12 protein-coding genes are annotated in these 14,856 nt (G+C 59.2%); all 12 read right to left on the bottom strand.

Features of this window, described 5'->3' with window-relative positions; translation table 11 throughout:
* Position 1: 1 nt before the first annotated feature.
* The 12 genes from fliD to PTT45_RS13960 all read right to left on the bottom strand — a co-directional run bounded on the left by fliD (position 2) and on the right by PTT45_RS13960 (position 14,849).
* Positions 2 to 1,765, bottom strand: a complete 1,764-nt coding sequence (gene fliD / locus PTT45_RS13900; protein WP_273813944.1) for a flagellar filament capping protein FliD — start codon at positions 1,763 to 1,765, stop codon at positions 2 to 4.
* A gap of 76 nt (positions 1,766 to 1,841) precedes the next feature.
* Positions 1,842 to 2,207, bottom strand: a complete 366-nt coding sequence (locus PTT45_RS13905; RefSeq protein ID WP_273813946.1) for a flagellar protein FlaG — start codon at positions 2,205 to 2,207, stop codon at positions 1,842 to 1,844.
* 72 nt (positions 2,208 to 2,279) lie between these two features.
* A complete protein-coding gene (locus tag PTT45_RS22385; protein WP_443218181.1) occupies positions 2,280 to 3,866 on the bottom strand; it encodes a flagellin N-terminal helical domain-containing protein in 1,587 nt (528 codons plus the stop codon).
* Between the two features lie 265 nt (positions 3,867 to 4,131).
* Positions 4,132 to 4,896 (bottom strand): cephalosporin hydroxylase family protein, encoded by a 765-nt coding sequence (locus PTT45_RS13920; RefSeq protein ID WP_273813947.1) that lies wholly within the window; start codon positions 4,894 to 4,896, stop codon positions 4,132 to 4,134.
* A gap of 20 nt (positions 4,897 to 4,916) precedes the next feature.
* A complete protein-coding gene (locus tag PTT45_RS13925; RefSeq protein WP_273813949.1) occupies positions 4,917 to 5,837 on the bottom strand; it encodes an NAD-dependent epimerase/dehydratase family protein in 921 nt (306 codons plus the stop codon).
* Between the two features lie 2 nt (positions 5,838 to 5,839).
* Positions 5,840 to 6,586 carry a TylF/MycF/NovP-related O-methyltransferase gene (locus PTT45_RS13930; RefSeq protein WP_273813951.1) on the bottom strand — a complete coding sequence of 249 codons (747 nt, stop codon included), beginning with the start codon at positions 6,584 to 6,586 and terminating at the stop codon, positions 5,840 to 5,842.
* Positions 6,587 to 6,612: 26 nt separating this feature from the next.
* Entirely contained in the window at positions 6,613 to 7,845 is a 1,233-nt protein-coding gene (locus PTT45_RS13935; protein WP_273813952.1) for a methyltransferase domain-containing protein, read from the bottom strand.
* The gene (locus tag PTT45_RS13940) at positions 7,842 to 8,402 is read right to left on the bottom strand and encodes a dTDP-4-dehydrorhamnose 3,5-epimerase family protein (protein WP_273813954.1); all 561 of its coding nucleotides are present in this window, start codon (positions 8,400 to 8,402) and stop codon (positions 7,842 to 7,844) included. Before PTT45_RS13940 ends, PTT45_RS13935 begins: the two co-directional genes overlap by 4 nt.
* Positions 8,399 to 9,472, bottom strand: coding sequence for a CDP-glucose 4,6-dehydratase (rfbG, locus tag PTT45_RS13945; RefSeq protein ID WP_443218196.1), 1,074 nt, complete (start codon positions 9,470 to 9,472; stop codon positions 8,399 to 8,401). Before rfbG ends, PTT45_RS13940 begins: the two co-directional genes overlap by 4 nt.
* Positions 9,463 to 10,236 (bottom strand): glucose-1-phosphate cytidylyltransferase, encoded by a 774-nt coding sequence (gene rfbF / locus PTT45_RS13950; RefSeq protein ID WP_273813957.1) that lies wholly within the window; start codon positions 10,234 to 10,236, stop codon positions 9,463 to 9,465. The genes rfbG and rfbF overlap by 10 nt, the downstream gene beginning before the upstream one ends.
* On the bottom strand, positions 10,233 to 13,055 hold the full coding sequence (locus PTT45_RS13955; protein WP_273813958.1) for an O-linked N-acetylglucosamine transferase family protein: 2,823 nt from the start codon (positions 13,053 to 13,055) through the stop codon (positions 10,233 to 10,235). Before PTT45_RS13955 ends, rfbF begins: the two co-directional genes overlap by 4 nt.
* A gap of 120 nt (positions 13,056 to 13,175) precedes the next feature.
* The gene (locus PTT45_RS13960) at positions 13,176 to 14,849 is read right to left on the bottom strand and encodes a flagellar hook-associated protein 3 (protein WP_273813960.1); all 1,674 of its coding nucleotides are present in this window, start codon (positions 14,847 to 14,849) and stop codon (positions 13,176 to 13,178) included.
* Between the last annotated feature and the right edge of the window lie 7 nt (positions 14,850 to 14,856).

A 14,856-nucleotide genomic window follows, 5' to 3' on the forward strand; every position in this document is an offset into this window, starting at 1 on the left:
GCTAGCTAGAACTCTTCTTCACGAAGCCGGGCAGGCTTGCCAATTGATTGGTAAGGCTTTCACTGGTCCTCTGCAGGGTAGAGACCAGTTGATCCATGGCGGTGTATTGGGCCACCAGGCGCTCCTGAACCTTCGCGATGCGCAGATCGAGAGCCTCGCGCTGGTCATCGATATTAGTCAGTGTGCTTTGAAGTGCCTTAGTGCGCTGATCGAGGATGCCGTCGCTCTTAAGGTAATTGTTGACGTTCGCTTCCAAACGCCCCATCAGGCCATTATCACCTGCCAGATACTCGGCGACCTTATCGAAATCACTATCCAGAGCAGCGGAAAACGTAGTGTCGTCGATCTTCAGCGTGCCATCTTTCTGAGTGGTAATACCCAGCTGAGCCAATGCCTGAATTCCGCCCGAGCCAGCCATTTTAACCAGTTCGCTGCGCAGCCCTGACACAAGCCCACGAGTAGTCGCATCGCCAACCAGTGCACCAGCAACTGGCGCCTCGTCCTCCCCCATGGGGACCACTGCCGTCAGCTGCCCTACGGTAGTCATCAGGCTGTTATAGGCATCAACAAATTTCTGCAGATTGGTCTTGACCGTGGCCTTATCGACCCCAACGGTGATATCTACAGTCTTGCCCGCCAAGATGTCGGACTCACTCTGAGCACTCACCAGATTCAGGGTCACGCCATCGATAGCGGTCGTTACCGAGTTGCTATCACTGACAACCTTCAATCCATCAACAAAGAGCACAGCTGACTTTGCCTGACTGATGACCCCTGCCGCACCGCTAGTCGAGTTGGGCCCCGAGCTGGTAGCTACAGCTCCAGTAGCCGGATTAAGCGCAGTCAATGCCGTACTACCAACACTGCCACCACTGGAAGTGACACTGGTCGTCAAGGAAGAACCGTTAGTAGAGCTCAGCACCAACCGAGCCCCCGAAGAGTCGGTCTGAATGGCTGCAGAGATACCTTGCGAGTTGCCATTGATGTTGATCATGTCGCGGACGTCTTCAAGCGTGAAGCCATCCGGAATGGACACATTCAAATTGACATCGCCAGCATTGATGGAGAGATCACCAGCCTGGAAGGTGGTGGTTGCGCCACCGGCGATAGCAGGGAGCTGCAGACTGACTGAGGGCTGGAAGGATTGCGTGGTCAGGGCTGCAGTACCGCTAGTCACGCCATCTTCGGTAGCCACTACCTTGATGTCATTGCCCTCTCCTGTCTTGCTGGAGCTCAATACCAGACGAGAGCCGGAGGAGTCGGAGACAATAGTGGCAGAAACACCCGCACTCTTGCCTGCCGAGTTAATACTGTCACGCAACCCCGCGAGAGTGTTGTTATCGTCGGTCACATTCACATCGAAGCTGGATGAACCCGCCGAAATAGTCAGTTTTCCGCTATTGAAGGTGGTTGAGCTGGAAGCAACCGACTGCAACCCCACTTTGCTGCTGGTGGCGAGTTGCTGCACTTGCATGCTGTACTTACCAGCGATTGCAGACGTGCCAGCTTTGGCAGTGATCACACTGGTATTGGTGCTAGTAGCAGTTCGGCTCTCGAAAACAGAAGCCTTGTTGAGGCTCTGGATAGCCGTCTGCAACGAGCTGAGCGAGCCCTTAAGCGAGCCCAAGGCAGAGAAGCGCGAGGTGGTCTTGGTCTCGAGGCGATCTAGCTGCTGGCTCTTTGGTGCCTTTTCGGCCGCCACCAGCGCGGTCACTATGCTGTCGATATCGGTAATGCCCGATCCAACGCCCAGGATTCCTGCCATATATCACCTCGCCAAAAAAATGACTTTAAACACCTTGTGAGCGCTTAACAGTCAAAAGCCATGCCAACGCTTAGCGTCAAGCCTCGGCCTTGAACAACAGACTGCGTACCTCCTCCAGACTCTCAGCCAACTGGAGAGCCTCCTCGGAAGGAATCTGCCGGATCACATTGCCGGAATCGGCGTCGGTGACCTTGACCACCACCCGGCCGGAACCGTCCTCCAGAGAAAAGTTGATGCTACGACGTACCGACTGAACAAATTCCTGAATAGTCGATACCGCAGACTCGACCTGCTCGCGGGAGACGGTATCTGCCTCCGCCGCGGCGGCACGGTCCGCCCGCTCCTCGCCACCCGCTTGGGCACCAACAGCTTTGTCGCCTGGCGCAGTGAGAGCAGGAGCCACACCTGGGTTAAGCGAATTCTTGATTGAGCCGACGTCCATAAAATTCTCCTCACAATGAGGTAGCGGGGAGAAGAGCTAAGCCCTTCCCCCCGCAGTCTAGCGCTTCTGGCCTTATTGCAGCAGGCTGAGTACAGCCTGCGGCAGTTGGTTGGCCTGGGCCAGGATTGCGGTACCGGCTTGCTGCAGGATCTGATTCTTGGTCAGTTCCGAAGTTTCGGCAGCAAAGTCGGTGTCACGAATCCGGCTACGAGCAGCGGAGGCGTTCTCGGAGATGTTCTGCAGGTTCGCGATGGTATTGTCAAAGCGGTTCTGCACGGCACCGAGTTGAGCGCGCTGGCTGTCGATGTTAGAGATCGCGGAGCTGATGATACCCAGAGCATTCTGCGCACCGATGGAGGTGCTGATGTCGACGCTATCGACGGCCTCCAGGTTGCTGAACACGCTGTCCGCTTGAACGCCACCATCGATGGTGTCGAAGTTCTCGACCTGGAAGGCATCAGCGGACTCGAAGCGCACCTGACCAACCGATACAGCACCGGCACCAGCGGCCAGAGTAGCTACCGCGCCAACCAGATCACTAGCGTCCTCGGCATCATCGACACCGTTGTCGCCATTGAAGGCCAGGCTCTGCAGGTCAGCACCGACTGCAGTACCGTCTTCCAGCTCAGCAGCCCAGTTAGTGATGACGATGTCGTCACCGCGCTCGCTGGTCATTTCCAGGGTGCCATCGGTATTGATCTTGGCAGAGATGCCAGTACGACCAGTTTCCTTGTTGATTTCATCAGCCACCGAAGACAGATCGCTCCAATCGGAGATGCTGGCAGAAATCGACACGCCGTCGGACTCCTGGGCATTGTTCGAGCCGTACAGAGTGAAGCTGACAGTGCCTGGATCGGTAGTGGTACCGGTGAAGTTCTCCAGACGAGCCCCAGTACGGGCAGTAGCAGTAACGCCAGTGGAACCCGAAGCGCCGTTTACGGCCGCAGCCAGTTCACGAGCGGAGGCACCACTGCTAAGAGCAACCGAGGCCTCACCCAGCTTGCCGGAGATGGTCAGACCAGCACTGGTAGCCGGCGAGGAAGCGTAGCCGTATGCGGTGGTGTAGGCAGCAAAGTTGGCCACGGTGGAAGCGGCGATACCATCCTGCGAGTTGGTGGAGTCAGCCAGGCTGCTGTTGAAGCGACTGGCACCAATGCGCGAAGCACCAGCGGCACCGATGGAAACGCTGATGGTTTCGAAGGCGTTAGCACCGACCTGGAAGCTCTGCGAGCCAAAGGTGCCATCGAGGATCTTGCGACCACCGAAGCTGGTGGTATCGGCGATACGGTTCAGCTCTTGTTGCAGCTGGGACACTTCGGACTGCAGAGCAGCACGTTCGCTAGCGCCGTTGGAGCCGTTGGCCGATTGCAGGGCCAGGTCACGCATACGCTGCAGGATGCCGGTGGACTGCTGCAGCGCGCCTTCAGCGGTCTGCGCCAGGGAGATACCGTCGTTGGCGTTGCGGGTAGCGACGTTCAGACCGTTGATCTGGCTGGTCAGACGGTTGGAAATCTGCAGACCAGCGGCATCGTCCTTGGCGCTGTTGATGCGATAGCCGGTCGACAGGCGCTGCAGCGAGGTATTCAGGCTGGACGACGAGGTGTTGAGGTTACGCTGAGTGTTCAGCGAGGCTACGTTTGTGTTGACTGTCAGGGCCATGGTGATTGCCTCCAAAGGACCGTGCTACTGAGTTTGTCTGAGCTTGCGAGCTTCGGGCCTGCATTGCTCAGACGCCCCATAAAGTTCGCATTCGGTAATTTTATCGGCGCTAGTGGCGGCAACTTTAGGCGGCTTTAGCAAGGAATTTCGATTTTTTTTATCCCTTTACAAACAGTAACTTACAAAAACAAAGCTGCCAACATGGGCAGGAAACAGAGGAAATTGACGCGCCAACGAGCTGTACGCGTCAATTTCACAGGCCACATCAGACCTTCTTCAACCAGGCATCAGGCCAATGGGTGATGTTCTTGCTCAAGCCACTCTCGTTGAAAGGCCAGGTCGGCTGCTCGATCACGAACTGGGAGTTACCCGCCGCAAAGTCGATCGCAGCCTTGGAGGGGTTATCGACGCCCCAATCCTTGCCAGCTCGCGGTACATCCTTCACATCTTTCATTACACCGTCAGTGGAAACGATGTAGGAGCCCTTGGTTACCAGCGGCGAGTACAGACGCAGCTCTTCGGCGACGTGGGCATAGGTGTGGTTGGAGTCGAGGATCACCAGTACGGTCTCGCCCGGTTTGATCAGCGACTTGACCTGCTCTACGACATCATCGGCAACCGAACTGCCTTCGATCAAGGTCAGGTAGCTGGACAGCTCGTGCTCTTCGATGGCTTTGCGGTTGTGCGGGCGGATCTCGATGTCCACACCGATCACCCGACCCTTGCCCATGGCCTTGAACAGGCTGGCGTAATAGATGAGTGAGCCACCGTGAGCGACGCCGGTTTCTACGATCACATCCGGCTTGACGCTGTAGATCACTTCCTGGATGCGGATCATGTCTTCCGGCAGCTGGATCACCGGGCGGCCCATCCAGGAGAAGGTATAGGGATACTTCTGGTTCCAGCCGAGGTTGACCCACTGCTGGGACAGAATCTCGAAGGACTCGTCGGTATAGAGATCCAGCTCGCGGACGGCACCGCCCTCTTCCAGGATCAGCTTCTTGTTATCGGTATCGACTGTCAGTTTCACGCCCTGCTCCTTTCCGAGTATCAAATTGTCCCGCGCCACCAAGCGAGGGCATCATCCAAACCACTGTGTAGATCGAACCGTGGCTGCCAGCCCGTCGCCAGCAGGCGCTGGTTGTCGGCAACCAGCAACGGGGGGTCGTTAGCCGCAACCGGGATGACCCCGAATTGCACCAAATGCTCTGCGTTCAGCTGCCTGGCCAGATACTCGATGACCTCGCGCAGGCGTATCGGCTGGCCACCGCCAATATTGAATGCTCCATCGGCCTTCACATTAATCAACTGCACCAGCGCGGCAGCGACATCCGCCACATGCAGCAGGTCACGCAATTGCTCGCCATGGGAACAGCGTGCCGGCTCGCCCTTGAGCAATGCTCCCAACACCGCCGGGACCAGTCGCCCGGGAGCCTCGAAGGGGCCATAGGCATGGAAAATACGCGCCCAGGCCACTGGCAGGCCATGCAGCTGAGCGAATAGCTCGGCCAACTCGCGAGTCGCATTCTTGCAGCGACCATAAGGAGTCGCCGGATTAAGCGGCGTTGCATACTCCTGGCAGATGCCCTCACCGCTCCAGTCATATTCGGCACAGCTACCGACCAGCACAGCCTGCTCGCCGCCATGAAGCTGGAAAGACTCGAGCAACTCCAGAGTGGCCCGCACCCAGCCAAGGTTTTCTGGCGAGGTCCAGTACCCGCCGGGCTTGGCACACCACGCCAAGTGCAATAAGCATTGCGGTTTTACAGCCCTGCACAACGCTCCAGCGGCCCCGGGCACCAGCAAGTCCGCCGAATGAATGCGAGTGTTCTCACATCCCTCCGCCGGTAGACTTCCTGGACGATAAACGGCATGTACATCCCAGCCAGCATCAAGCAGCTGACCCAGCACCTGGCGGCCGACGAAGCCCCCCGCCCCTGTAACCAGAACACGTCCGCGAGCACTTGGCATATTCAGAGTTTGACCAGCAGGCCTTGCCCGGTTGGCAACTCCAGGATGCGCTCCCCCTGGTGCCGATTGAGCCACGCATCCTCGGCATGCTGCTGGGCCTGATACCACAGCCAGCCATAATCATCGAAAACTATCATTCCACCGGGTACCAGGCGCTCATAGAACCGCTCCAGAACCGCAACTTCTGCATCTGCGTTATTCATATCGATATGCATGAAGGCGATCTTCTCGGGAACTCCCTTGGCAAAAGACTCAGGCACCAATCCCTGCACAACCTTCACCCTCGGATAATCCTTGAATCGCTCGCAAACCTGCGCGTACAGATGATCCCCATGCGCGCTCAAGGCATGATGTTTCATCTCCGGGGAGTGGCAAAATACGTCGTATAAATAGTAATCCCGCTCCAAAGAGTTGAAGCCCAAGTAATCGCAGATGACTTTAACCGTGAAACCCTTGTAAACCCCGGCCTCGACAAAATCCCCATCCAGCCGACTGCACTGCCGGGCCGCCCAGCACAACGTGTGCAAACGCCATATCAGCGACTGCTCCTGAATATCCGGGGAGTTGTCATTGACTGCAGAGACGAACTTTTCATCCTGCAGGAACCCCATATTCCGGTTCCAGGTAATCAAATTGTCGGCAACGAAAATCCCATCTGGCTGCAAGGTGTTGAGCGCGCGAGCAATACCGTCGACAAATTGCTCCTGATCTCGTACGCCGTAGAACGCTTCCGTAATGTAGTTAGCCATGGTCCCCCCTGGAGGCACTCAATACCTTAACAAGCAGCAAACTCTTGTAGCCCCGGCACAGCAACCAGGAAGCGCCCGCCCCATGTCTGGACCACCGCCTGCTGTTCCATCACCTCGGCCAACAGATTCCACGGCAGCACCAGCACATAGTCAGGCTTCTCTTCGGCAATACGCGCCGGCGGGACGATGGGAATGCGACTACCCGGCAGGAACTTGCCTTGCTTGTGCGGGTTGGCGTCGGCCACCCAGGCCAAAAGATCAGCACGCACGCCGGCGTAGTTGAGCAGCGTGTTGCCCTTGGCCGCCGCGCCGTAACCCACTACTTTCTTGCCTTCGGCCTTGGCCTTGAGCAGGAAGCGCAGCAGCTCGTGCTTGATGCGCTCGGCGGCCGGCGCCAGGCTGGCGTAGTAGGCAGCGGTCTTCACGCCGCTCTCCTCCTCGCGCGTCAGCATCGCAGCGACTGCCGCCGATACCGGACGCTCGCCAGCAGTGCGCTGAGCAAACACCCGCAGCGAGCCGCCGTGAGTCGGCAACTCCTCGACATCGAACACCGCCAGGCCATTGCGTATGCAGAGCGCCTGCACGGCGGTCAGCGACAGATAGGAATAGTGTTCGTGGTAAAGGGTGTCGAACTGGTGCTCGGCCATCAGCCGCAGCAGATGGGGAAACTCGAAGGTCACCACACCGCTCGGCTTGAGTAGCGCGGCGAAGCCCTTGAGGAAGTCGTTGACGTCCGGCACGTGGGCCAGCACGTTATTGGCCGCCATCAGGTCGGCGCCCCAGCCCTCTTCCGCCAGCTGGCGCCCAACCGCCTCGCCGAAGAACAGCTCGCGGATCTCCAGGCCCTTGTCCCGCGCCGCCCGCGCGGTACTGGCAGTCGGTTCGATACCCAGGCAGGGAATGCCACGCTTGGCCACGTACTGCAGCAGGTAGCCGTCGTTGGCAGCGATTTCCACCACCTGGCTCTGCGCGTTCAGGCCGAAACGCTCGGTCATGCTCGACACATACCGGTCGGCATGCGCCAGCCAGCTGCTGGAGAAGGAGCTGAAGTAGGCATAGTCGGCATCGAACAGACTGTCGGCGGCGCGATAGTCCTCGGTCTGTACCAACCAGCAGGCGTCACACACCTGTACCCGCAGCGGCACCCACTGCTCCGCCTGGTCGAGCTGATCGACACTGACATAGGCATTGGACGGCGGCGCCGTGCCCAGGTCGATCAACGGCAGGTGCAGGTGCGCACCACAGCCACGGCAATTCATAGACGAACTCCTTGGAAACTCTCATCCAGCAGCGGATGGCCGGCATCGCGGGCCGACAGGTTCTTGAATGGCAGCGGCCAGTCGATGGCCAGACGCGGGTCACTGACGGACAAGCCGCCCTCATGGCCCGGGGTGTAATCGGCGCTGTGCAGGTAGAGCAACTCGGCATCGTCGCTGATTGCCTGGAAGCCGTGGGCGAAACCCGGTGGCAACAGCAGACTGCGGCCGTCACCCTCTTCCAGCCGCTCGGCATGCCAGTGCAGGAAGGTCGGCGAGCCCTGTCGCACATCCACTGCTACATCCCATACCACGCCGCGCAGACAGCTGATCAGTTTGCTCTCGGCGTGCGGTGGATACTGGTAGTGCAGGCCGCGCACGGTGCCGCGTTCGCGGGTCAGCGACTGATTGATCTGGCGTACATGAAACGGCTGGCCGAACAGCTGCAGGCTGCCTTCGCAGTACAGACGGGCGAAACGCCCACGCTCGTCCCGGTGCACGCGGTGCTGCAGGGCGAACAGGCCGGGCAGCGGCAGCTCGATCAATTGCAGATCGCTCATGCCTGCCCCCAGTAGCCAGCCAGCTGAGCCAGGGTGACGGCGCGCATGTCTTCGCCACGCTGCCAGGCCAGGTGCCAGTCGAGGGTCTGTTGCAGGCAGTCATCCAGCGCCCAGCGCGGCTGCCAGCCAAGCAATTGGCGCGCGCGACTGCTGTCCAGGCGCAGCAGGCCAGCCTCATGCAGCTCGCTCGGTTCGATCTTGAGACCCGGCGCCTGCGGCCAGCGCGCAGCCAGGCGTGCCACCACTTCACCGACATTGCAGGTATCGCTATCGGCCGGACCGAAGTTCCAGGGCCCGGCCACGGCAGTGCCCTGCTCATACAGGCCCTGGGCCAGTTGCAGGTAGCCGGCCAGCGGCTCCAGGGCATGCTGCCAGGGGCGTACGGCCTGCGGGTAACGCAGGGTCACCCGCTCGCCACGGGTCCAGGCGGCAAGGACGTCCGGCACCAGGCGGTCGGCGGAGAAATCGCCACCACCCAGCACGTTGCCAGCCCGCGCCGTGGCCAGGGCCAGGCCGTGCTCGGCGTAACGGGTCACGGGGAAATAGGAGGCGGCGAAGGATTGCGCCACCAGTTCACAGCAAGCCTTGCTGCTGCTGTAGGGGTCATGTCCGCCGAGCGGCTCATTCTCCCGATAAGGCCAGGCCCACTCGTTGTTGGCGTAAACCTTGTCGGTGGTCACCACCACGCAGGCACGCACACCGCCGACCTGGCGCACCGCTTCGAGCAGGTGCAGGGTACCCATGACGTTGCTGGCGTAGGTGCCCAGCGGGTCTCGGTAGCCCTCGCGCACCAGCGGCTGAGCCGCCAGATGCAGGACGATCTCCGGCTTCACTTCGGCCACAAGGGCCAACAGAGTCGGCAGATCGCGCAGATCGCCGATACGGCTATCGATGCCCTCACCCACCCGCGCCAGCTCGAACAGACTTGGCTCGGTAGAAGGCTCGAGGGCAAAGCCGGTGACCTGGGCACCCCAACTCTGCAGCCACAGTGCCAGCCAGCCGCCCTTGAAGCCGGTGTGACCGGTCAGCAGGACGCGCTTGCCACGCCAGAATTCGCGGCTCAGCTCCACTGTTTCCAAGGTGCCTCTCCGCTCTGCCACAGTTGTTCCAGGTAGTTCTTGTCGCGCAGGGTATCCATCGGGTGCCAGAAGCCTTCGTGCTGGAAGGCCATCAACTGACCGTCTTCGGCCAGCTTGTCGAGGGGTTCAGCCTCCCAGGTGGTGGCGTCATCGGCGATGTAAGGCAGGACCTTGGGCGACAGAACGAAGAAACCGCCATTGATCCAGCCACCATCGCCACGCGGCTTCTCGACGAAACCGGTCACCTGGTCGCCCTCGCGAGCCAGCGCACCATAGCGGCCGGGCGGCTGCACGGCTGTCACCGTGGCGTGCTTGCCATGCTGCTTGTGGAAGGCCACCAGCCCAGCGATGTCCAGATCGGACACGCCGTCGCCGTAGGTGAAGCAGAAGGCCTCGTCCTGCTCCAGGAAGCGCCCGACCCGGCGCAGACGCCCGCCGGTCATGGTCTCTTCGCCGGTGTCGACCAGCGTCACGCGCCATGGCTCGCTGTAGTTCTGGTGCACTTCCATCTGGTTGTTGCGCATGTCGAAGGTGACATCAGAGGTGTGCAGGAAGTAGTTGGCGAAGAAGTCCTTGATCGCATAGCCCTTGTAGCCCAGGCAGATGACGAAGTCCTGGATACCGTGGGCCGAGTACTGCTTCATGATGTGCCAGAGGATCGGCTTGCCGCCGATCTCGATCATCGGTTTGGGCTTGAGGTGCGATTCCTCGCTGATGCGGGTCCCCAGGCCACCGGCCAGGATCACTGCCTTCATTGTTGTTCTCCTTGTTCGCAGTAGCGTTGCCACATCTGCTGGTAGGTCCGCTCCATACGGCGGGCGAAATTGACGCCGTCGCACAGGGGCGAATTGCGCATTTCCTCACGCAGTCCCGCGCGAATACGGGCCAGCTTGCCGGTATCAGCAGCCAAACTCACCAGTTTGTCCAGATACTCCTCCTCGCTGTCGGCGCACCACTCCCCACGCCCCATGCCGTGCAGGATCAATGCGCCGACCCGGCCCATGGATGGTCGGTCGCGCAACGTAACGACCGGCAATCCCATCCACAGACTCTCGTAGAGCGTGGTCCCCGAATTATGCGGGAAGCAGTCCAGAGCTATATCCATTTTGCCGAGCGCATCCCAGACCGGCGAGGTATAGCCGAACTCCAGGCGCACCGCGTCTATGCCATGCTCGGCAAACTTGAGACGGTAGTGTTCGCACAAACCGACATCATCGAAAGCACTGCTGTCTAGGATCAGCCGTGAGTTGGGAACACGTTTAAGCAGCTCAGACCAAACACGAATCACCTGGTGGTTGAGGCGCACCGGCCGAGTCAAGCTGCCAAATGTGATGTAGCCGTTGCTGAGCGCCGGCAATGACGACACCTCCGGCATCATCGCATTGGGCATGTAGGCTACCGCAGGGCCGGGCATCCGCCAGAGTTGCTCTGCGAAAGAGCTCTCACAACCTGGCGGCAACATCTGTTCATCAGCGAGGAAATAATCAATCGCCTTCAAGCCGGTACCAAAGGCGAAACCCATCCACCAACTGACCTGTACCGGGGCCGGTTTGAGGGCCATACAGGCCAGGCCATTGTTGGCCGTATGGCCGGCAAGATCGATCAGAACATCGATCTGATCAGTCCGGATCTGTTCAGCGATCAGCTCGTTGCTCAGGCCGACACAATGCCGCCAGTGGTCCGCATAGCCCATGAAGCGCTCGGTCACCTGATCCTCTAGTCGCACCAGTGAATAGGCAAACACTTCCACCTGGGCATGATCGTGGTTACGCATCAGAGGCTCGATAAAGAGCGCACAAACGTGGTGACGGAAGTCCGGCGAGATATAACCGATGCGTAATCTGCGTTTGGGAAGCAGGGCATTGGTGTAGTCAAAGTAGCGCCGCTGAGGATAGAAGCGCTCGACGATGTCCTGATAGATCGCGAAGACCTGCTCGCCAGTCCAGTCTGCGTGATAGTTGGCAAAGAAAAATGTATTGGTACGAGCTTGAGGGGCATCCAGTACATCCCTCAAGAGCTCTATGGCGCGATCCAGATTACCGAAGTTGGCCTCCACTCCCGCCAGGTTGATCAACACCGGCCGATAGTCAGGAGCTACCTCCAAGGCTTTCTGGTAAGCATCACGCGCCTCACTGATGCGCTTAGCTGCACTGAGAATATTGCCGAGGTTGTTCCACAGATTGGGTTCGCGGCCGTTGAGGCTGATGCCTACATGCATGACCCGTTCGGCTTCGTCGAGCAGCCGCGCATCCAAGTAGGTATTGGCCAGATTGTTCCATGCTTCAGCCTGATCAGGGGTGATCGCTAGCGCCCGCATGAAGCAGCCCTCTGCCTCATGCTGACGCCCCACCGAGTGATAAACCCCGCCGAGCATATTCCAGCCCACCTGATAGTCAGGCTTCATCTGCAGACCGAGCATCAGGTGCTCAAGTGCTCGATGCGGATTCTGCTCGTTCTGGTAGGACTGTCCGATCCAGCACTGTGCCTCATGATGCTGCGGGTCAAGTGCCAATGCCTGCTGCAAATAGCCTCTAGCTTCCTCGCCTTTGGCAGCCAGTACGGCCGACATTCCACGATGGAACCAAGCCTTGGGGTTGCCTGGGCAACGCTCTGTCCACTCACGCATCAGCAGCGACTCTTCATGCTCGCGCTGCGACTTACGCAAGAAGTTGCTCAGGCGCTGCCAGGCAGTATCGCAAGTGGGATCTATACGTACCAAGTCGCGCAGAGTTCTCTCCGACTCCTCGGTCCGCCCCGCTCTCGCGTGAACAGCCGCCAACACCAGGCTTGCCCGCCACTGCCCCGGCTGCTCAACCAGCACCGCCTCGGCCAGGCGCTGCGCAGCGGCGACGTCATGATCCAGTTCCAAGTCAGCCAGCGCCGCAGCCACATCGAGATCAGCCGGCCATTCACGACGCGCCGCTTTGAGTAGCGGATACGCCTGCTGGCGCTGACCCAACTGATAACGAGCCAGCGCGAGCTGCAACTTCTCACCTGCGCTGAGGACATCAAGGTCCATACTCAGGCTGATGACCTGCTCCCATTCACCAGCGCTAAAAGCCTGATCAATGCGCTGCTGAACCAGTTGTAGAGAACTTTTGAGCAGGCAGCACTTCTTGTACTTCAGGCCGCTGCCGCAGAAGCAGGGGGCATTGCGAGAGGGAAGCACATCAGGAAGCTGCCCTAGGATATCCAGCTTGGCCTGCAGCTGACCAATCAGCTGCAAAGCCTCTAGAGCCCCTGGGTGACCGGGCTGCAGCGCCAGAACCTGGTCGAATGCGGATATGGCCGAAGGCCAGTTCTGCGCTTGCAGGCTAGCCTGGCCAAGTCGCATCGCGTAATCGGAATTCTGCGGTTCCAGCTCCAGTAGGTGATCGAAAGCACGGAGAGCGGTAACGCTATCGTGGCTAGCTAAAGCAGCCTCGCCAAGAAGCTGCCAAGCCTCACGATCCTTAGGCTGCTGTTGCAGCAACTCTCGGCAACTATTACGGGTGCGCGTGTAATCACCTTCCTCAAACCCCAGGCGTGCCTGGCGGCGAAAGAAGTCCACTAACCATTCGGTATCGACTGACATGCTGGTCCCGTCAATTTTTCATCACTATCTATGCAAGTTAGCAATTAACAAGCCAGATGAAATCAGAAAAATCAGGGGGATGGGACCAGCGGGCACATCGTTAAGATCCAGCGATCTCACTCAGCGCAACTGGTTGAACAGACTCAACCCTGCGATCTTCACATAGCTCTGCTGAGCCGCCTCAAGAATCACCGTCTGGAACGACAGACGCGACAAGGCCTCGGCGTAGTCCAGCTCGCGCAGATCGGCTTGCACCGACTTGTTGACCAGAGTGACGTCTTCGTTGTCGATCTCGGTGGTCTCGATCATGTTGAGCCGCGAACCGATTTCGGTCTGCACCTCCAACACCTGACCTATGCCGTTGTCGAGGTTCTGCAAAGCAATAGCTACTTCATCGCGAACCGCCAAGTTACCAGCGGTGGTGGTCGGCGAACTCTCTAAAGCCTGTCTCAGCTGAGAGATGGTATTGAGAATACTGCGCTGCTCTTGGAATTGCGGTTTGATGCCGAACTCATCGCCGGCTGCGGCAGCGACATCGATATTGAAGTCGGCACCAAACACGCTGAAGGTGCCGGGAGCCGTTGCCGTGCCACTAGCAATTGGCGTGCTGCTGGCTCCCACTGGCTGGGCATATACATCGAAATCGGTAGCGTTGGTGAAGCGCAACACCACTCCCGAAGTCGGGAACTGCGAGTTGAACGTCGCTTGGTTACTGATAGTGCCACCACTGACCAACGCGGTGGAGGCATTGGTAGAGGAGCGAGTCACAGCGAACTCAGTCGGAGCCACCGCCAAAGTGAAGCTGTGGGTACCAATCCCCGGCGTACCCGGAGTGGCCGTGTTTGCCAGCAGATTGTCGAGATCCTGCTCGTTATCACCCTCCTGTAGCACCACGTCGAGCTGGAAGCGCATACCTCGGAAGTTGATGACGTTGCCGTCGCTAGCCAGTGGATCAATCTGACCACCACCTGGAATCTCTGACGTTACATCAGCCCCGCTACCGTCATAGATACGGAACTCATCTCCGCTTACGAACACCAGCGAATAGGGCTCTCCGGCACGGAACGTGCTGTTGAAAGTGTCGTTGTCCTGCACCAGTCCCGGTGACATGAACACCCTCTGCTCATCCGACGGCACGGCCGGAATGGTCGTGGCAGGCAACGGTGGTATCTGACCGGCCAACGCCGGATTGTCAACGCCACTGCTGCGCAATACACGGTCAGCGTTGGTTACGTCCTCGAACAGACGTTTGCCGTTGTCATTGATCGGCACAGTTGTCGAGCTGGCGACCTGCAGGCTGCGCTGCCCCTCATCGCCGAAGTAGGAATAGGTGCCATCGGGGTTTCGCGTGAAGGGTTCGGTCTTGCCCAGGTTACCGGCGAACAGATACTCGCCTCGGGCGTTGCGGGTGTTCATCAGATTGAGCAGCTCCGCTTCGCGCTGCTCGAGTTCCTTTGCAATGGACTTGCGGTCTTCGGCCGAGAGCGCACCGCCACCGGCCTGCACACCTAGCTCGCGAATACGCTGCAGCACAGTGTTGACCGAGTTGAGAGTGGTTTCTTCCTGGGTCAGGCTGTTCTTGGCGGCGGTCAGGTTGTCCTTGTACTGGCCAAGCACCGCCTGCTGCTGCTCCAACTGCAACAAACGCACCGAGGCAACCGGATCGTCCGCCGGGGTGAGAATGCGCTTGCCGCTGCTGATCTGCTCCTGAGTGCGGATCACATCGGAATAGTTGCGCCCGATGCCGTTCACACCGTTGTTGAACGCCTGAATGGTGGAGATACGCATGACCATGATGGCT

The organism is Pseudomonas sp. Gutcm_11s, from assembly GCF_028649395.1.
Taxonomy (GTDB): Bacteria; Pseudomonadota; Gammaproteobacteria; order Pseudomonadales; family Pseudomonadaceae; genus Aquipseudomonas.